This is a genomic window from Acaryochloris thomasi RCC1774, assembly GCF_003231495.1.
Classification (GTDB): domain Bacteria; phylum Cyanobacteriota; class Cyanobacteriia; order Thermosynechococcales; family Thermosynechococcaceae; genus RCC1774.
Genome location: NZ_PQWO01000011.1, coordinates 14,146 through 30,997 on the forward strand (window position 1 = coordinate 14,146; position 16,852 = coordinate 30,997).

The 16,852-nt window shown below is 50.1% G+C and carries 22 protein-coding genes and 1 pseudogene; 9 read left to right on the forward strand and 14 right to left on the reverse strand.

All coding sequences use genetic code 11. The annotated features are described in order from the left end of the window. Positions 1–30: 30 nt before the first annotated feature. The 3 genes from C1752_RS16595 to C1752_RS16605 all read right to left on the reverse strand — a co-directional run bounded on the left by C1752_RS16595 (position 31) and on the right by C1752_RS16605 (position 2,249). Entirely contained in the window at positions 31–840 is an 810-nt protein-coding gene (locus C1752_RS16595) for an MBL fold metallo-hydrolase (protein WP_110987175.1), read from the reverse strand. Positions 841–897: 57 nt separating this feature from the next. Continuing rightward, positions 898–1,317, reverse strand: a complete 420-nt coding sequence (locus tag C1752_RS16600) for a RidA family protein (protein WP_110987176.1) — start codon at positions 1,315–1,317, stop codon at positions 898–900. 74 nt (positions 1,318–1,391) lie between these two features. Next, the gene (locus C1752_RS16605; RefSeq protein WP_110987177.1) at positions 1,392–2,249 is read right to left on the reverse strand and encodes an EamA family transporter; all 858 of its coding nucleotides are present in this window, start codon (positions 2,247–2,249) and stop codon (positions 1,392–1,394) included. A 93-nt stretch (positions 2,250–2,342) separates the two neighbouring features. On the opposite strand from C1752_RS16605, the gene C1752_RS16610 reads away from it, so the two are divergent. The 4 genes from C1752_RS16610 (at position 2,343) to C1752_RS16620 (ending at position 3,623) form a co-directional block, all read left to right on the forward strand. Continuing rightward, positions 2,343–2,834, forward strand: a complete 492-nt coding sequence (locus C1752_RS16610) for a MarR family winged helix-turn-helix transcriptional regulator (protein WP_110987178.1) — start codon at positions 2,343–2,345, stop codon at positions 2,832–2,834. After that, a complete protein-coding gene (locus tag C1752_RS16615) occupies positions 2,834–3,064 on the forward strand; it encodes a hypothetical protein (protein WP_110987179.1) in 231 nt (76 codons plus the stop codon). Before C1752_RS16610 ends, C1752_RS16615 begins: the two co-directional genes overlap by 1 nt. A 182-nt stretch (positions 3,065–3,246) precedes the next feature. Further along, positions 3,247–3,420 (forward strand): DUF6888 family protein, encoded by a 174-nt coding sequence (locus C1752_RS30555; protein ID WP_373276840.1) that lies wholly within the window; start codon positions 3,247–3,249, stop codon positions 3,418–3,420. Further along, positions 3,417–3,623 (forward strand): DUF6887 family protein, encoded by a 207-nt coding sequence (locus tag C1752_RS16620; protein WP_110987180.1) that lies wholly within the window; start codon positions 3,417–3,419, stop codon positions 3,621–3,623. The genes C1752_RS30555 and C1752_RS16620 overlap by 4 nt, the downstream gene beginning before the upstream one ends. 179 nt (positions 3,624–3,802) lie before the next feature. On the opposite strand, the gene C1752_RS16625 is transcribed toward C1752_RS16620, so the two are convergent. From C1752_RS16625 to C1752_RS16660, 8 genes and pseudogenes are all read right to left on the reverse strand, one after another. Continuing rightward, complete coding sequence (locus tag C1752_RS16625; protein ID WP_110987181.1) at positions 3,803–4,579, reverse strand: DODA-type extradiol aromatic ring-opening family dioxygenase; 777 nt, start codon at positions 4,577–4,579, stop codon at positions 3,803–3,805. Between the two features lie 193 nt (positions 4,580–4,772). Further along, complete coding sequence (locus C1752_RS16630; RefSeq protein ID WP_110987182.1) at positions 4,773–5,237, reverse strand: DoxX family protein; 465 nt, start codon at positions 5,235–5,237, stop codon at positions 4,773–4,775. An 84-nt stretch (positions 5,238–5,321) separates the two neighbouring features. Beyond that, the gene (locus tag C1752_RS16635) at positions 5,322–5,501 is read right to left on the reverse strand and encodes a CDGSH iron-sulfur domain-containing protein (protein WP_158535117.1); all 180 of its coding nucleotides are present in this window, start codon (positions 5,499–5,501) and stop codon (positions 5,322–5,324) included. Between the two features lie 101 nt (positions 5,502–5,602). Next, a complete protein-coding gene (locus C1752_RS16640) occupies positions 5,603–6,058 on the reverse strand; it encodes a MarR family winged helix-turn-helix transcriptional regulator (RefSeq protein WP_110987184.1) in 456 nt (151 codons plus the stop codon). A 73-nt stretch (positions 6,059–6,131) separates the two neighbouring features. After that, a pseudogene (locus C1752_RS16645) lies at positions 6,132–6,715 on the reverse strand (DUF1016 N-terminal domain-containing protein); the annotation flags it as partial. Between the two features lie 29 nt (positions 6,716–6,744). After that, positions 6,745–7,086 carry a hypothetical protein gene (locus tag C1752_RS16650; protein WP_110987185.1) on the reverse strand — a complete coding sequence of 114 codons (342 nt, stop codon included), beginning with the start codon at positions 7,084–7,086 and terminating at the stop codon, positions 6,745–6,747. 48 nt (positions 7,087–7,134) lie between these two features. After that, a complete protein-coding gene (locus tag C1752_RS16655) occupies positions 7,135–7,482 on the reverse strand; it encodes a HepT-like ribonuclease domain-containing protein (RefSeq protein ID WP_110987186.1) in 348 nt (115 codons plus the stop codon). Continuing rightward, complete coding sequence (locus C1752_RS16660; RefSeq protein ID WP_110987187.1) at positions 7,479–7,772, reverse strand: nucleotidyltransferase family protein; 294 nt, start codon at positions 7,770–7,772, stop codon at positions 7,479–7,481. Before C1752_RS16660 ends, C1752_RS16655 begins: the two co-directional genes overlap by 4 nt. Before the next feature lie 170 nt (positions 7,773–7,942). Between C1752_RS16660 and C1752_RS16665 the strand changes: the two genes are divergently transcribed. The 4 genes from C1752_RS16665 (at position 7,943) to C1752_RS16680 (ending at position 12,143) form a co-directional block, all read left to right on the forward strand. After that, on the forward strand, positions 7,943–8,782 hold the full coding sequence (locus C1752_RS16665; RefSeq protein WP_110987188.1) for a MerR family transcriptional regulator: 840 nt from the start codon (positions 7,943–7,945) through the stop codon (positions 8,780–8,782). 131 nt (positions 8,783–8,913) lie between these two features. Then, complete coding sequence (locus C1752_RS16670; protein WP_110987189.1) at positions 8,914–9,111, forward strand: tautomerase family protein; 198 nt, start codon at positions 8,914–8,916, stop codon at positions 9,109–9,111. A gap of 154 nt (positions 9,112–9,265) precedes the next feature. Continuing rightward, on the forward strand, positions 9,266–9,670 hold the full coding sequence (locus C1752_RS16675) for an MAPEG family protein (RefSeq protein WP_158535118.1): 405 nt from the start codon (positions 9,266–9,268) through the stop codon (positions 9,668–9,670). A gap of 319 nt (positions 9,671–9,989) precedes the next feature. Then, the gene (locus C1752_RS16680) at positions 9,990–12,143 is read left to right on the forward strand and encodes an NAD(P)/FAD-dependent oxidoreductase (protein WP_110987191.1); all 2,154 of its coding nucleotides are present in this window, start codon (positions 9,990–9,992) and stop codon (positions 12,141–12,143) included. A 77-nt stretch (positions 12,144–12,220) separates the two neighbouring features. Here the strand turns inward: C1752_RS16680 and C1752_RS16685 are convergent, their stop codons facing one another. Further along, the gene (locus C1752_RS16685) at positions 12,221–14,353 is read right to left on the reverse strand and encodes a glycoside hydrolase family 9 protein (RefSeq protein ID WP_110987192.1); all 2,133 of its coding nucleotides are present in this window, start codon (positions 14,351–14,353) and stop codon (positions 12,221–12,223) included. Positions 14,354–14,482: 129 nt separating this feature from the next. Continuing rightward, positions 14,483–15,148, reverse strand: coding sequence for an SDR family oxidoreductase (locus C1752_RS16690; protein WP_110987193.1), 666 nt, complete (start codon positions 15,146–15,148; stop codon positions 14,483–14,485). A 121-nt stretch (positions 15,149–15,269) separates the two neighbouring features. Here C1752_RS16690 and C1752_RS16695 point away from each other — a divergent pair, with 121 nt between their 5' ends. Further along, positions 15,270–15,941: a DUF1802 family protein gene (locus tag C1752_RS16695; protein WP_233501665.1), complete on the forward strand. Its 672-nt coding sequence runs from the start codon at positions 15,270–15,272 to the stop codon at positions 15,939–15,941. Between the two features lie 24 nt (positions 15,942–15,965). Here the strand turns inward: C1752_RS16695 and C1752_RS16700 are convergent, their stop codons facing one another. After that, the gene (locus tag C1752_RS16700) at positions 15,966–16,823 is read right to left on the reverse strand and encodes a hypothetical protein (protein ID WP_110987194.1); all 858 of its coding nucleotides are present in this window, start codon (positions 16,821–16,823) and stop codon (positions 15,966–15,968) included. Between the last annotated feature and the right edge of the window lie 29 nt (positions 16,824–16,852).

Genomic DNA, 16,852 nt, shown 5'->3' on the forward strand with positions numbered 1-16,852 from the left:
GCGATATTCCTTCGCTCTTCTATAGCAGCACTAAGCGGCATCTTCAATCGCTCTAATGTAGCGCTCCGCTGAACATTTAACGCTGGTTTTCGCCTCTACAGTAATCACAGCATCCCACCAAGCGCCGTAAAGTCGGTCAAAGCTGTAAGGTTCTAGAGAATTCGCAATATGTCTAACCTTTGATGCTGAAAGCGGGATCAGGTTGGCATAGCTGTACATAAAACTAACCCAGTGCTTAGCAGGGACGACTTGAATCAGATCGCCCGTCAAAAGCCCACCGGCTCCATGTGCACCGGATGCCCAATGGCAGACGGTCCCACCTTCGAAATGGCCGCCGATGTTGATCAATGTCAGTCCCTTTAGTTCTAATACGTTACCTTTCCAGAACTGGAGCCGAGGGTCGGGTCGCATCATCCACTGACGATCCGCTTCGTGCAGATAGATCTCAGCATCAAAAGCGTTTGCCCATTCAACTGCTGATGCATAAAAGTGAGGGTGGGAAAGTGCGATTGCATCCACCCCACCTAGCTCATTCACTTTGTCAACCGTCTGCTCATCAATAAGACTGATGCAGTCCCACAGAACATTCCCTTGCTTTGACTGGATTAGCAATGCCCGCTGACCAATCGCAAAACTCGGTTCTGTCCCAATACCGTATAGATTCTCTTCTTGCTGCTCAATACGATTGTGGTGTTCTTTTCTGAGTTCAGGTAAGGTTGTCCACTGCTGACCGTCATGCCCCACGTACTGCCGGTCATCTTCGCAGATGGGACAGCGTTCGGGTGCTGAAGACGTGTCAGCAAACTGCGTTCCGCAGGTAATACAGATGTAGTTGACCATGAATACTCTCCGATAACAAGTGCGGTTTGTTTTATCGCGCTCAAGGCATTCAGCCCCCTAACGTTCTTCAGGAGTGGGAATTGCGACCATCGCATCTATCTCAAACAACATTCCTTCTCCCGCCAACCGAGGCACAGGAATAAGCGTGCTAGCCGGTTTAATATCACCCGGCCACATCGCATTCCGTGCGGCTGAAATCAGTTCCTGTTTCCTCGCATCGTGGTCTACAGAAAGCACCGTAATTTTCACAACCTGTTCGGGCGTCGCACCGACAGCCACTAAAGCCGCTCTCAGATTCGTAAAAGCTTGGCTTAGCTGACTGTCAAAGTCAGTTGAATTACCCTGCTGATTCATGCCTCCTTGCCCCGCAATGAAAACAAGGGTTTGATGGGCAGGAACGAGCACAATGTTTGTAAATCCATAGTGAGATGGATCGCCCAACTCAGGTGGATTGAGTCGCTGAATATTTTGAGCCATGGTGATGAATTACCTCGAAATAATAGTGTTGATTTTCTAAACGCTTAACCAGCAGAAGATAGGTATTTTGTTGATCAGTCAGACTGTTGCCCAACCAGTACGCTGCCTAGCACAATTGCAATTCCGGCCAGTTGGATACCGGTAAAGGTCTCCTGCAAAAAGAGATAGCCGATCAGGGTGGCAACCACAGGACTCAGCAGTCCCAAATAAGAAACAGCCGTGGGGTTTAACTTGGCGATTCCCCGAAACCACAGTGCGTAAGCCAGACCCGTACCAATCAAACCTAGATAGATAAAGGCCCATATGTTCGTTGAGGTGATTTGCTCAAACGGTCCCTCTGTGACTAGAGCAACGGGCAGTAATATCAGTCCACCCACCGTTAGCTGCCAAGCAGTAAAAACCATTAGCGGAACAGGAGGCTTCCACCGTTTGACCAGCACTGTGCCCAGCCCCATTGCACCCGCACCTGCAAGCGCTGCAGTAATTCCCACACTGTCCAGACGAGCCGCAGGACTAAGGACCAGTAGCCCCACACCGATGAAACCTGCGATCGCAGCCGCCACAGAAACCCTGGACGGCCTCTGACTTAAAATCACCCAGGCAAAGAGTCCAACCAGTAAGGGCTGAATCGCCCCCGCCGTTGCGGCTACACCTCCCGGAAGACGGTAGGCGGCTACGAACAATAACGCCTGGAAAACGCCGATATTTAAGCCCCCTAAAATCAACATCCGCAGCCACCAGATGCCTTGAGGCAGCTTCCTGGAGACAGCGATCAGCAGCAGACCAATGGGAAGCGATCGCATCGCAGCCACCAACAGCGGATGATTAGGCGGCAAAAACTCTGTGGCAACAACATAGGTTGTCCCCCAAGAGATGGGAGCCAGAGCCGTTAGTAAGAGGTCGGATAGACGGCCAGTTGATATCTTTTTCATTTTGTCTTGATATCAAGATTCTTTATTTCAAGATTCTAGCATTTATCTTGACGTTAAGATTGTTGGCAGTATGATTCCTGAAAACGAACCCCTATGGCAGTTGATGCAGTTGATGAAGTGTTGGCTCAGTGGCGAAAAGAGCGTCCTGATTTAGATGCATCGCCAATGGGAGTCATGGGCAGAATGGCGCGGTTGGCCAAACACCTAGAGCGATCGCTGGGAGAAGTCTTCTCAGATTTCGGCTTGAACGGTGGGGAATTCGATGTATTGGCGACCCTGCGGCGGTCGGGTCCGCCTTATCAGCTTTCGCCCACGGCGTTATTCAATTCCATGATGGTGTCCTCCGGCACAATGACGCATCGGATTGATGGTCTAGAGAAAGCGGAGCTTGTGGAGCGTATTCCTGACCCTTGCGATCGCAGAGGGACGCTGATTCATTTGACGGATAAAGGCTTCAGTTTGATTGAAAAAGCGGTTGAAGCCCATGTTGCTAACGGACAACAGATTCTCAGTGTGTTGGAGAAAACTGAGCGTGAAGCGCTAGCCGAGCTGCTGCGCGAGCTTTTAGTTTCGTTGGAGGATTAATGGTTGCCTGGGAAGATAGTATCACTGTCCGCCAGTCCTACTTGGCGATGTACGAGTTTTTAAAGCAGCACTATGAAAGTTGTCCAACTGATGTTGTTGGCGGTCTTCTTGGCGATTTATCTTTTTTACAAGATGGTTCCAGTGCTGACCCCGCCGTAGGTCATGAATTTTTAGCGGCAGCGCAACTAGCTATCGAAGATCAGTCTGATGCTAAATTTCTACTTGAGTAGCGCTGATTTGACGTCCAATAAATCCATGCAGTGGGACGCTCGCAGCACTCTATTGCTTGACGCGTTGATATAATTCTCGCACCCCTGATGGCCGAGCCGTTAGACCTCAGTCCCTTATCTTGTATACTCCAGTAGCACCTTTTAACCTAAGCAGAGACTATTGACTAGCATGGGTATTCATTTTGCCAACGGCTGATCAGGGGGTTATTTGTATAACGCTATGCCAATCCCTGACTAACTCATTCATGCCTATCTTTGTCATTCGTCTTGACGAGCGAACCGGAAACGTATTCATTCTTGCGGGCGATAATATAGAGATAGAAATATACCGCAACGGTCGTTGGAGGTTTTTGTGAGCAAGCCTGACTTCAATAGCATGGCTAAATCTGAGCTGCGAGCCTATGTCATTGCTCATCCTGATGATAAGACCGCATTTAGTGTTTTTGTTGATCGTTTTACCGCTGATGCATCTCCAGAAACGTTTGATGTGCCGCAATCCAAATCTGGGATTGAAAAAATCGACAACCTAATCCAGCAAAAAGTCCAGCAGATAAAATAAGTCATTGATGTCTATCAGGTATTAAACCGACCGCTGGCTTCGACTCCGCTCAGCCTGCTAAACGGTTTGCTCGTCTAGGAGTCGAGGGTTGAGCGGAGCCGAAACCCGTCTGCAAGAGTGTTGCGCCTATCTACTTAACAGCTGCTCGTTTGATACTGAGCTACGAGGGTAATTTTCATCTAACAGGCATAGGCCGCCATGCTGAGCGTACCGTAAGTAAAACCGCGATAAAGCTGTTGTCCTTTGATAGCCTTCCCGCCAGCTCCTAAAGCGACAAACAAAGGCAGCAAGTGCTCTTCGGTGGGGTGGTTCTCTTGAGCATAGGGCGCTAATTGTCGATAGTTGAGCAGATCATCCCAGTTCCCCTGTGTGATTGTTTTAGCCAGCCAGTCATCAAACTGAGTCACCCATTCTGGAGGGGATGCACTGTAGCTCTCTCTAGAAGCATTGAGATTATGAGTCGCACTCCCGCTGCCGATAATCAGGACTCCTTCCTGCCGTAATGCTTCCAACGCCTGACCCACTTCCCAGTGATAACGCGGATCGCGATACGGCTGAATCGAAAGCTGTATGACCGGAATGTTAGCCTTGGGGTAGATCAAAGTCAAAGGGGTCCAAGCCCCATGATCAAGACCTCTAAAGGGATGCACCTCACACGTAATACCCGCTTGAGTTAGCAATTCAGAGGCCCGAGCCGCCAGTTCAGGATCACCACTAGCCGGGTAACTTAATTCGTAAAGCTGCTTCGGGAAACCTGAAAAGTCATGGATTGTTCTGGGTTGTGGTGTTGCACTCACGACGGGGGAATCTGAAAGCCAGTGAGCAGAAATCACCAGAATAGCCTTGGGACGAGGAATCTGTTTGTGCAGGGCCCGCAAAAACTGTTGAGCGGCTCCCTCTCGAATAGGGAGGTCTGGCGCGCCGTGGGATAAAAAGATGGCGGGTAGCTCGTTCATGGTGAAAAATTTAAGGTCGTTTTGTTCGTAGCCATGTGCTCCACTGACGCCAGCGGGCGCGCAGAACCTTTTAATGAGCGGGCCATCCACCAGTGAATAGATATGAGTCGCTTGAAGGCTGAATTATTTTTTGCTGATGTCAAGCTCATGATTTTCACCTTGCGCTCCTGATAGACTCCTAACGCTGGCGATGCTAGATCGAGCCAATGGCATAGGCTCCGTCCCCCAGAAGGAACTGCACTAGAGATGCGATCGCAAACAAAGCCGGAAACTCCCAGCCCCCTCCTTCATTGGTGAATAGCCAACCATTGGCACCATGTACTTTGAGTGTGGCAACCAGCAAAATTGGGAACAGTCCCAAAGCTACCCAACGCGTATAAATCCCGGCAATTAACAGCAGTCCACCGATGATTTCGGCCAAGGCAACGGGTGCGGCCATAAAGCCCGGAAGCCCGACGCTATCAAAAAACTGAGCGGTCCCTGGCAACGTAAACGTAAACACCTTCAGCAAACCGTGGGCGAGAAAGAGCAGCCCCAAGCTGAGCCGTAAAAGTGCGATCGCATAGGGCGCAGTATCCAAATCAATCGTAGGCTTCGCCAACCGCAGAGAGCGGGCCGGAGGCGCGGAAGAAACAGGATCGTGAATAGTGAGCTTCATTTTCTCTTCTCTCCAGAACTGTACTAATTAAAACTATGGGCAAAAAAATTGTATCCATTGCGAGTCAAATTGCGATAGCTCCAATCAGTAGGAGATCTCGACAACCTTAGGGGCTTGAACCTCTAGTTCTATGGGCTGGAGCGAGGTGCTTTGATGGCCGCCGTCGCAGTAGGGAGCATTCTTTGATAATCCGCAGCTACAGATCCAGTGGGTACCCGTCTCTAGGTGGGCAGTGGCCGAAGATGTGGCGCTATGTTGTGACATCATGAAATCCTTCTGCTGGTTAAATATAGTTCTAATTAGAACCATGCAGAAATACTAGCTCACTCAAGCCGATTCTGGCAAGAGAGTTTTAGGGATTATCTTTAGAAAGCCTGCTTTAGGCGACTAAGCAGAACTTTTAAAAGTTCTAGTTCTGAAGGATCAAGTCTCTCAAACCGCTCCTTCAGGTAAGCAATATGCTCAGGGAAAACCTTTTCAAAGTTTTGCTGCCCTTCTGGCGTCAATTGAACAATGACGCTGCGGCGGTTGTCTGCGGGGGTTTCTCGGTACACGAGCGATTTCTTGATCAGGCGATCGATCACGCCAGTTAACGTTCCTTTAGTGATTAGGGTCTTTTCGCCGATTTCTCCCATGCTCAAACCGTTGGTATTGCCGAGGGTTGCAATCACGTCGAATTGAGCAGGCGTAAGATCGAACTGTCGAATATGAGTATCTGAACAGGCTGAGAATGATTGATAAGCCCTCGTCAACTCCCGCATAGTGGCAACGAAGGATTCATTGGCGGCTTGGGCCGTCGCTTTTGAGGGGGCCGTAGACATCAAGAATTTTGGTTAAGAGTGTTCTGGCTAGTTTTATCCTACAGGGAAGGGTTTGATTATTCTGTGGACTTGATTTGAGGTGCTGCAATAAGCCCTGACGCAGATCTGCTTCTGTATGCGGCTTTAGCAGATTGAGAAAATCTACGAAATAATCATCGTGAAAAACATCCAGCAGTTCAGGATGAGATTGTGACACTGCTGATGCGGCTTGTGCTGGATTCAGTACGCTGCGCTCAAACAACGCGCCTTTAAACTGACGCTCTAGCTCCTGCTTTGACCATTTCTCCTGAACGGCTAGACGGAGGTAAAACTCCCGTTCTTCGGGGCGTTTGCTTTGATTGAGAATGATTAAATTATGGGTCCAGGATAATTGTGACACCAGTGATGTCACTTTTTCATCGTCGCGGTTGGTCTCGTAAAATTTGCGCATCCGAAACAGGTCTCTTGGCGTGAATCCGCGCAGTCCGGGCTGAGTCTGGGCTAGGTATTCAGCTAGCTGCTTGACGACGCCATCACTCCATTCGGCCTGCTCTAGCTTTTGGCTAATGTAGACTTCCACCTGCCAGTACAGTTCAACAGTTGCTTATTGACGACTTGAACGGCGGTTTGCTTCGCAGCTTGGATCAGTTGCACTACTTCCGCAAAGCTTTGTTCCATTTCAGAGCTGATGGGCTGCTGTGTCGTGCTCACAGTTCTTCTTGCTTGGGCCAGTTGCAATGTAAATAACCAACTTCTTCTGAATAATGGTCATAGATTTCGAAACGGTGCCGAACTCCAGCGCGGCTGAGGGCTTCGGAGACTAATTGCCTATCACGCATCATCTCTTCAACGGAATCAGCATTGGCATCAATGGCAGGGTCGCCTAAGTCACCCCTGTATTCTTGAAATACAAAGTGGTCGCAGTCTTTGACTCTGATCGAATACTGACCTACGGAAACCTTTAAGCCTGCTTTACGAAGAATCACTACCATCTGTCGTTTGCTGGGCCAAATCCCTAGTTGTCCTGAGATCGTCGCCGATGCTTCCATCATCTGAACTCAAAGATTAGTCTCCAGCTTGTCAAACGCATCCTGAAGCTATTCTTTAATTGCCTCTAAAACTTTAGCAATCATGATCTTCAACTGTGGCACATCTGTCTGAACTGCCTCCCAGATGATCTCTACATCCGTATTGAAGTAATCATGAATCAACTTATCTCGCATTCCAGCAATATCCCGCCAGGGTATATCAGGATATTGGCTTCTTACAGAGTCTGGAACCCGTTTCACTGCTTCACCAATAATTTCCATCGCCCTTGATACCGCAAATACTTTCTCTAAGTTTTGCGAAAATGCTTCAAATTTAACACCCGCCGTAAACTGCTCGATCGCATCCACCGCATCCAAAATATCCTCTAAATAATCCTGAATCTGTCGCTGGGTCACAGATAGACCACCTCCGCCAAAATCCGTTTACCAATGCGTGGCTTTAAACCAGCTTTATGCACGAGGTCAACCTTTACACCCAAATTATCGCTGAGGTAGTTCTCTAAATTGACGAACTTCAAAAGGCTCGGTGTCTTAGAGAACTCCACCAGTACATCCACATCACTAGATTCCGTCTGTTCTTGCCTAATGTAAGAGCCAAAAATCCCTAACTCTCTGATTTGATAACGCTCCTGCAATACTGATTGGTGCTGTACTAACCATTCCTTAATTTCTTCCAAAGTTTTCACAGCTCTACCCTCTCTCAAAGACAAGCACAGTAAGTAATCTACCCTACCTTGTATTAATTATCAGTAAATGAGGCCGGCTTCTCTTCAAATTTCAACCAGACAAGAACTTGCTTGACCTTCAAGTTACTTGAAACTCTAGACTACGGAATATTGGCTCAGAGGAAGCAAGGATGTTTCGCATTGGTGAGTTTTCCAAAATTGCCCAGGTGCCTGCTAGTCTGCTGCGCTACTACGACGATATTGGGTTGTTTAAACCGATGGAGTGCGATCGCAACACCAGCTATCGCTACTACAGCGTTCAGCAACTCACCGAACTCAACCGCATTCTTGCCCTCAAAGATCTGGGACTCTCGCTAGAGCAAATCAAGCGTCTGACTGAAGAGGAGGTCTCTCCCGATGAAATTCGCGGGATGCTCTCTCTAAAAAAGGTGCAGATTGAGCAAACCCTCCAAACCGAAGCCGCTCGCCTTCGAGCGGTAGAATCTCGCCTGCAGCAGATTGAGCGCCAAGGGCAGTTTCAAGATGACGACGTCGTTTTGAAATCTCTACCTGCAACGCCTTTCTTGTCATTGCGGCGGACCTATCCAGACCTAGCGCAAACCTTCGCAGCCATCTCAGACGTGGGACAGGCTGTGAACAAACAAGTTGATGCTAAGTCCATTGGGCACTTTGCCGCCGTGATTTACGGAGAGCTGTATGAAGAAGCGAACTGGGACTTAGAGTTTGGATTCTTGCTGACTCAGGCTCTAGACATCAGCGTACCGTTAGCTAACGGTTCATCAATGGATGTCCGAGAATTACCTCCAGTCGAAATGGCAGTGACGGCGGTACGGTTTGGTGGTCCTGAAAAGGGGCACCTCTCCTACAGCGCCATAGGTACCTGGGCAGAAAACCATCAATACAAGCTGATTGGGCCGGGGCGGGAGGTTTTTATCGTGCCACCGAAACCGGGCCATGAATCAGAAATGGTGGTCGAAATTCAGTTTCCGGTGGAGGCACTGGCTGCTTAACCCGTCAGGAAGACTCTGAGTTTTCTGCTTTTGCCTTGCTGACAATCCAAGACGTATTGGCAGATAGCTGTGTTTAGCTGTCACAGAACGTGTTGGTCAATTTCACACAATCCAAAATAGGAGATTAAACCATGCCTACGATTAAACTCACGGTTCCCAAGAATGCTTGGACGAAGGATGAAAAAGCCAAGCTCGTTGAGCGGTTTACGAATACGCTCAGTGACTTTGCTCAAGAAGCGGGCAAAGGCGATATCAAGCCATTTATCGGAGTCCAGATCGAAGAAACGGCTGAAGGTGGTTATGCCATCGGAGGCCAGATTTTTGGATAAGAATCATCAAATAAAATTCCCCATCCCCGGAAAGTAGAAGCTCAGCGCAATGCTCCACTCAAGGCGGCTTGATAGAGCTTTAGCTGTTCTCAATCACAGAGGTGGAAGCGCCTGTGACTTGCACCTCTATTTAAATCTTGATGAGAAGAATAGTATGACAATCGAACTCTGGTCTCTATTGAGCGTCACTGCAATCTTGTGGATTGCGATCTTGGTTCAACAGCTTCAGCTTGATATAACGGGTGGAGCCAAATACGCTTTATCAAACCGAGAGCAAGGCTATAGCTTTAAAGAAGCGACGGCACTGACGGGTCGTTTGGCTCGCAATGTCCGCAACCATGTTGAGGGTTTAGCTCTGTTTGCCCCTCTTGTTCTGACGGCTGCGATCGCAAACATCTCAAATACCTGGACTCAATCTGCTGCGATCGCTTTTTCCGTCACGCGGGGGCTACATTTCTTTTTCTATGCCGCAGGCATCACACCGTTCCGCAGTTTCGCCTGGGGGATTGGTTTCTTTTTAGCCCTCGGTAGCTTTGTGTTCGGCCTAATTACGGGCTAAATATTAGACCTCTTACATAAATCAGCGACCTCTTCTGCATTCCTCCCCTTGGCCCCTTTTTGCTTGTTCAAGTTAACGACATCTGGTTACAGCAAATATTGATGAAATTTGGCCCATCTAACGAGAAGGACTTTCCTCGAGTGGTGCATTTTTGAAACATTGAGCCGCATTTTTGGCTATTCCCGTCGCATGAATATCAACTTATTGTATGAGCAGGCTACCGACCCAGTTCAAGCATTAATCTGACTCAATCTTCAACGAGACAAGAACTCAACAGCACTCGTTACAGTGCCCCTGCTGTTTTCTCCAGAGATGAACTATGAAACCGAACAACAATCAATTTGACGTAGCGATTATTGGCTCCGGTATCGCCGGTTCAACTCTGGCGTCGATTCTAGCCCGCCAAGGCCAAAAGGTGATTCTCTTTGAGGCCAGTAGTCACCCCAAGTTCGCCATCGGAGAATCCATGATCCTGGAAACCTCCGAGATCATGCGGTCAATGGCGGAGTTCTACGATGTTCCAGAACTCGCCTACTTCAGTTCTGAAAATTATTTCGAACACATCGGTACTTCCCACGGCGTTAAGCGCCACTTTAGCTACGCACACCATACCGAAGACCAACCTTTCAACAGAGATCATACGCTGCAGGCAGTGATTCCCAAGCAGCCCCACGGCCACGAACTCCATCTCTACCGGCAGGATACCGATTATTTTTTGATGACGGTCGCTATCCGCTATGGAGCGAAGGTTTTGCAGAAGACCAATATCCAGTCTGTTCATATTGATGCTGATGGTGTGCAGTTGACTACGGATAGAGAACAAGAGTTTCAGGCGGAGTATGTTGTCGATGCTGGCGGTTTCCGGTCGCTGTTAGCTGAGAAATTCGATCTACGTCATCATGATCTACCAACCCACTCGCGGGCGATTTTTACACACATGGTTGAGGTGCCTTGCTACCACGAGGTGAGTGCAACCAAAGAGAGCTATCAGCTTCCGTTTCAATTGTCTGAAGGAACTCTGCACCATGTCTTTGAGGGGGGCTGGCTGTGGGTAATTCCCTTCAATAACCATGCGAAATCGACGAACCCGCTTTGCAGTGTGGGTCTGATGCTAGATCCTCGAGTGCATCCCCAGCAATCTGAACTCAGTCCTGAAGCAGAGTTTTATCAATTTATTGAGCGCTTCCCTGGTATTGCTGCTCAGTTTACGCAGGCCAAGGCAGTAAGGGACTGGACGCGAACCGGACGGATTCAGTACAGCGTCAAGCAAGTGGTGGGCGATCGCAACTGTCTCCTCGGCCAAGCGGCAGGATTCATCGATCCGCTATTTTCAAAGGGACTTTATACATCGTTGTCTTGTACATCGTTGCTGGCAGACCGTTTACTGGCCGCGCACAAGACAGGTGACTATTCTGCTTCTTTTTTCAAACCCGTCGAGGAGATGACGCTGGGATTTATTCAAGCCAATGATCATCTAGTTGCCAATGCCTACAGATCATTTGCAGACTATCGGCTCTGGCAACCGTTTTCAGTGCTGTGGCTGTTGGGTGCGTACCTGGAATTAGTGAAACTGACGAGCGATCGCGCCCAAACTATAGACCGCTCTAACTACTATCGACGGTTACAAAATCTCAGGATGGTCGGAGGAGGCTTTCCTGAGTTTGAACGGCTTTCTCAGCAGATTTATACACTTTTAGATGACTGCGTTACAGGTGCTTCCGTTACGCAAGTTAGTCAACAGATCAAAGCCCACCTCGATCAAACCTCTTGGATGCCCCAAACATTTAGGGCTATTTTAAACGGCAAGAATCACCTGCCGACCAGTAAGCTGCATCCCCGGTTACTGCGACGCAAGCAAGGGTTCTTCGGCACAGGGGACTATCGTACTCACTTTTTTGCGGATAAGACTCTACCCTTCTTTATCCAATTCTATTTACGAGATAGGGCAAAGTATGGCAGCTCAGTTCTGCAGTTGAAACGCACGGCAAAACTGTGGCGACGGGGTTTGTTGCCTTCCCCTCAAGTGGGAACTGCGATAGTCTCTGATTGGCCTTCGGCCATCGCAATCTCAGCAATGGTGATCTCTGGCTTGGTGATTGGCCCCAGGATGCTGAATTCATCGCCGAATCTCGCCAGCACTGCCTCTGTCGATAAAACAGTTATGGGGCTGGTCAATTTTCTGGATAATCCCACTGAGTTTAAGCTGGCCTGCGGGAATCATGCGGGGCAAGTTGTTGACGCTCAGGTTCAAGGCGATCGCATCACGATCAAGGTGGTTTCAGGTGGGATAGATCCTCGACGTGTCACGCTAACTGGCAGCTTGAATGAGCAGGGTGTTTTCAATGGCACTTATCAAACCGAGTTGCCTACAGGTTTAGCTTTTGGGAAGGTGCGCTTGAATTTTGATCAGGATGGTTCCGCTCAGGGCGTAAATGAGGATTGGGGAGGTGCGATCGCAATTCTCAAAATCTAAGTTGTGGTCATTCACGGCTTCATCGTTGGCATGACCCCACTAGACATCAAATCTAGCAGTTGCTAGATAGCAGACTGTTAAACAATCGCTGCCGACGGAGCCTCAATACTAGGAAGGGCATTTAGTTCTGCATCACTGAGCGGATCGCCACCCAAGTCACCATAAAGACGAGCGACCGCACCTGTGAAGCCCGCATTGTAGTCAAGGGCAACCTCATTCGCGATGAAATCTGAGCGGATGTCCTGGTAGCCATCATCACTGGGCGAAGAAGGACCGCCCACGAGGGCACCATATAGCGTGTGTTCGTTGGGCTGTGGAGCGTTAACATCGTTAGTCCCTGACGCTCCTCTGTGGTGAGGATTGCGGGCAAAATCATCGCCAAATCCAACCAGATAGCTGAAGTCATTGGGGTTATCGCCCAAAATGTAATCAATTTGATCTCTGGAGAACTGATCGTACTGCCCGTTTTTATCATTGACGGTATCGCTATAAATCCCAGCCAAGAAAGCCGTATTGGCGCTGTGTCGCAGCGAACCCCACTGACTGAGCCATGCTAGGCCACCGTCTGTGTAGGTCACCCCGGAACCTCCCTCTGGTGTCCAGTTGTCTAGCCAGGCTTCGACATCATTTCTGTAGATATCCTTACCCGTTGCTTGAGCCAGCAAGATGGCACCGCCAGCCGATTTGTTGTCCCAGTCCTGGGTCCAGTCTTGATTGACGCCTTCGTAGAGATTTTCGGCTTTATCCAAGTAAGCCTCATCCCCCGTTGCCTTATACAGCCAGGTGGCTCCCCAAACTAGCTCGTCATTGAAGCCGCTAAAGGAGTTATAGAAATTAGAGGCATCCGGGATGGAGTCAGAATATTTGCCGCGATAGGTATCGGCAAACTCAAAGAGCTGCTCCGCATTGGTGAGTAATTCATCTGCGTAGGCTTGATTGGTGGGCCGGAAAATCGTGGATGCCGCCGCTAAGGCTGCCGCTGCCTCGCCCGCAAGGTCAGAACCGGGGTTTTGGGCATCAATTTTGAATGCAGTTCTGGGCGCAGGTAACGACTCAGGAGATCCCCAATAAGCGTGGTCAGAGCCGCCTTCTCCCACCTGTCCCCAAAATGCGCGTGTTCCGTTGGGGCTAGAATCGTGAGCCTTGAGAATGTAATCAGTGCCCCATTTAATCGCGTCTAAGGCTTCATCTAGCTGACCACTTTGCTGATAGGCTCCTCGATACTCATTGACGCCCCACCCCAGCATGGTCATCGCCCCCGCCATCGGGAAGCCGAATTTGACGTGGTCACCTGCGTCAAAATAGCCGCCGGTTAAATCACGACCGACATCACTGCCGTCTGTAAGGGTAGAGTCACTGCGCCAAGCAATGCGGTTGTCTCTGGGAAGCGGACCGGAGCGGTTGGCTTCATAGAAAAGAAAAGACTTTTGCAGCGCCTCGCCATAGTTAAACTCTACAGCTTGAGGAGGATTTGGCGTCGGTGGATTTGGCCCAGGGGCAGGCGTGGGCGGATCAATCGGGGGCGGTGCGGCATCGTCATCTTGAATCGTCGCGGTTCCAAACGTTTGATCCCCAAACTCAGCATTGCGAGGACGCCTGAGTCTCAAAGAGAAAGTCTCGTCCGATTCACTAATGTTGTCATCGAATAAGTTGACCCGAATGAGCTTAGAGGTTTGTCCGGGCCGGAAGACTAGCCTGCCACTGGTGCGCCTAAAGTCACTGCCTGAAGTGGCCGTGTCATTGCGGGTGGCATATCCAACGGTGACGCGCTCTTCGCTAGCCTCTGCTAGCTCTACTCTGAAGACCGCCGCACCATCCCCCTCTGAAACAATGACATCCCCGATAGAAAGCTGAGGCAAAGGTGAGGAGGGTAGGGGCGCTGGGGGCGTCGGGGGCGTTCCTGGAGACTCTATATCTTCTCCGTTCAGTGTGTAGCCGCTGGGTTCAGTCGTGGTCTCACCTTGACCGATAAAGCCAAACGAGACGGCATCACCTGAGGCGATGTTCTGGTTCCAGTCTAAATACTGAACAACGTAGCGGTTGCTGTTTTGACTGATGATTTCTGCATCCCAAATCTGTGTGATTTCAAAGGGGGCTTCAAATTCTAGTGTCCACCGATCTAATGAGTTTTGACCGTTGTTTGCAATGGAGATAGATCCCTGAAATCCTTGTTCCCATTGGCTCTCTACATTGAAGTCAACAAGATTCATTCTGCCACAGATGATTATTCTACAGCCGTAGTTTACATGGGCGCGAATCTTTGATGATGTAATTCACTACACGCCTTGGTGATTTGCCACACGCCTTTATTTATGAATCATGTTTGTAAAACGGTGCGGTTACCAGGGCAAACGCTCTCCATTAGCGTGCCAAAAGGTACCGGTATTTTCAAGGTTTAGTTGGTCAATGCGCGCCAGCAATCCCTGCACGGAGGTCTCTGTTGTAATGCCGTTGGTCGTAAAGTTGGTCATTCGAGTTTGGACTAAACCAGGGTGCAGAATGGCGACGGCGATCCCTTTGGGTTTGAGGTCATGCGCTAAAGATTTGCCTGCCATGCAGAGCGACACTTTAGACATCCGGTAGCCGTAGGAGGCACCCGAGGTATTATCGTCGATGGATCCCATGCGGCTGGTCATCAAGGCTACTTTTGCCCCTGAATTGAGGTTGGGTAATAGCGCACGGGTAACCCTTAGCGGACCGATGGCATTGACTTCGAACTGCCGCCGGAGGCTATCAGCGTCAAGATTCTCTAGGTTTGTGCGCTCGACGATACCAGCGTTATTGATCAGTACATCAATGGGGCGTCCACCGAGGCACTGAACTAAGTCGGTCACGGAGGTATCTGAGGTGACATCTATACCCGTTTCAATCTGAATACCCAGCGCTTCCAGTTCTGATGAAGTGCTGCGACAGGCTGCAATCACGGTGTCACCCCGCTGCTGTAGTTGTCGACAGTACTCTAGGCCAATGCCTCGATTTGTGCCTGTAATCAGATAGGTTGCCATAAAAAAAATATATCGTGAGTCTTTCTCAAGGTAGCGAAATTAATACCGTCTTTGATCATTGATTGCGGTTCTCTCGGTGCCGTATATTTGCTCTCAGTAGGGTTGGTGGCCTGGGCTAAATTTGGCACGACAGCAGTACCTAGATGAGTTCGGAGAGCTTTTCTCTGTGATAGATGGGGCATCGCTATTGAGTCCAATCAATGCCCGTACCGCTATAGCGATTGATTTACTGGAGAATAGCTGTATGGCTGTGATCTCGAATGCATTAAAAGAGTGGGCGGTCGTGATCGAGGCACTGTTGGCTGGAGACACGATCCTGCTGCTGCGAAAGGGAGGCATTCGTGAGGCAAGGTTCACGGTGCCCCATATTCGGGTGCTGCTTTACCCAACCTATGAGCATCAGCGATCGCAACTCTTAAAACCCAATATCGCTATCCCGCAAGATCCCACGCCGGGTCAGATCGCTCTATCTGCCTGGGCTCAAATTACGGATGTGCTGCAGGTGAGTGAGTTAGAACCGCTTCAAGCGCTGATGCCTTACCACCTCTGGACTGAATCGTTTGCCTATGAACGGTTTAAATGGAAGCCGAAGCAGCCCCTCTCTGTTTTGCTGTTGCGTGTCTATGCGTTAGCGAAGCCGATCAATATTCCCTACCGCGATGCTTACAGTGGCTGTCGCTCTTGGATTGAACTGGAGGGAGAAATTGAAGTGGGTGGGGCAGAACCGGTGCTAACTCAGGAGGAATATCTGTTGCGATCGCAACAGATCAAAACAGCTATCCAAACGGCCTAGCCAATCGAGAACCGAAACCAGCCATTAGTTACCTGGACCGTAGCTCCCGGTCGCAGGGTTATATACATATTCAGCCGTCCGCAGACCCGAAGGATTGGCGCTTCTTGCTGAACGGTTGCCAGTATTGGAGCCACGCGAACGATTTGGCCCAGATGCGGCAGAGCCTGAAGACTCAAAGTCCATAGAGGGTAAGGAGTTAGAGGTAATCGAAGGTAGAGAGGTAGACGCTGCTGGTAAGGGGGCCGGAGGCGGGGCGTTACGGCTGACGGGTTGGCTGAGTGCTTTTGCCTCCTCGGTCAAACCGGACGTATCTCGAAGTGGGGCTGGAGCACCTGCACCCGACGGAACAGCCGACGCAGGTGGACGAGGCGCTGGTGCCGGTAAAGCTGTAGCTGGAGCCTGACTGGAGGCAGTCGGCGGTGAAAGCTGAGGAGGGAGTTGAGTTTGCTGTGCCAGCGCGGCCCTGGCTCTAGCGAGTTCTTGAGCCACACCAGAAGAAGGCTGGGTGCTGGGCAGCTCTGCTCCACCCGTGGGTAGTTCTGGCGTACCTGCAGGGATGCCGCCTGGAAGAAGCGGATTCCGAGAGGCTGCAGCTCCGCTGTTCGGGAGCGGCAGGGCTTTAGAGTTAGACGGGGGTTGAGCACCAGAGGACGGCACGGGCAGTTGAGTCGGTTGCGATAAAGGATCTAATGCGGTGTTAGGCCCCGTTAGGTTAGGTGGACGGGGGATATTGCGGCTGGGACTCGCGCTTGAACCAGCGTCAGGACTGCGGGTGATCGAGTTGGGGGTGCTGTCACAGCTTGATAGCCCGGATACCGTTACTGCCGCAAGTCCTAGCAGCAGAGCTTGAATAACAAGGGGATAGCGACGAAAACCGGACATCATAAATCTCTCGGGCAACAGCAGAATTA

Coding starts and splice junctions, on each gene's coding strand:
- C1752_RS16630 (WP_110987182.1), bottom strand. CDS start 5,237: ATGAAGCTCACTATTCACGATCCTGTTTCTTCCGCGCCTCCGGCCCGC.
- C1752_RS16690 (WP_110987193.1), bottom strand. CDS start 15,148: ATGGCAACCTATCTGATTACAGGCACAAATCGAGGCATTGGCCTAGAG.
- C1752_RS16685 (WP_110987192.1), bottom strand. CDS start 14,353: ATGAATCTTGTTGACTTCAATGTAGAGAGCCAATGGGAACAAGGATTT.
- C1752_RS16615 (WP_110987179.1), top strand. CDS start 2,834: ATGGTTGCCTGGGAAGATAGTATCACTGTCCGCCAGTCCTACTTGGCG.
- C1752_RS16670 (WP_110987189.1), top strand. CDS start 8,914: ATGCCTACGATTAAACTCACGGTTCCCAAGAATGCTTGGACGAAGGAT.
- C1752_RS16640 (WP_110987184.1), bottom strand. CDS start 6,058: ATGTCTACGGCCCCCTCAAAAGCGACGGCCCAAGCCGCCAATGAATCC.
- C1752_RS16635 (WP_158535117.1), bottom strand. CDS start 5,501: ATGTCACAACATAGCGCCACATCTTCGGCCACTGCCCACCTAGAGACG.
- C1752_RS16680 (WP_110987191.1), top strand. CDS start 9,990: ATGAAACCGAACAACAATCAATTTGACGTAGCGATTATTGGCTCCGGT.
- C1752_RS16650 (WP_110987185.1), bottom strand. CDS start 7,086: ATGGAAGCATCGGCGACGATCTCAGGACAACTAGGGATTTGGCCCAGC.
- C1752_RS16605 (WP_110987177.1), bottom strand. CDS start 2,249: ATGAAAAAGATATCAACTGGCCGTCTATCCGACCTCTTACTAACGGCT.
- C1752_RS16600 (WP_110987176.1), bottom strand. CDS start 1,317: ATGGCTCAAAATATTCAGCGACTCAATCCACCTGAGTTGGGCGATCCA.
- C1752_RS16665 (WP_110987188.1), top strand. CDS start 7,943: ATGTTTCGCATTGGTGAGTTTTCCAAAATTGCCCAGGTGCCTGCTAGT.
- C1752_RS16675 (WP_158535118.1), top strand. CDS start 9,266: ATGACAATCGAACTCTGGTCTCTATTGAGCGTCACTGCAATCTTGTGG.
- C1752_RS16595 (WP_110987175.1), bottom strand. CDS start 840: ATGGTCAACTACATCTGTATTACCTGCGGAACGCAGTTTGCTGACACG.
- C1752_RS16625 (WP_110987181.1), bottom strand. CDS start 4,579: ATGAACGAGCTACCCGCCATCTTTTTATCCCACGGCGCGCCAGACCTC.
- C1752_RS16700 (WP_110987194.1), bottom strand. CDS start 16,823: ATGTCCGGTTTTCGTCGCTATCCCCTTGTTATTCAAGCTCTGCTGCTA.
- C1752_RS16610 (WP_110987178.1), top strand. CDS start 2,343: ATGGCAGTTGATGCAGTTGATGAAGTGTTGGCTCAGTGGCGAAAAGAG.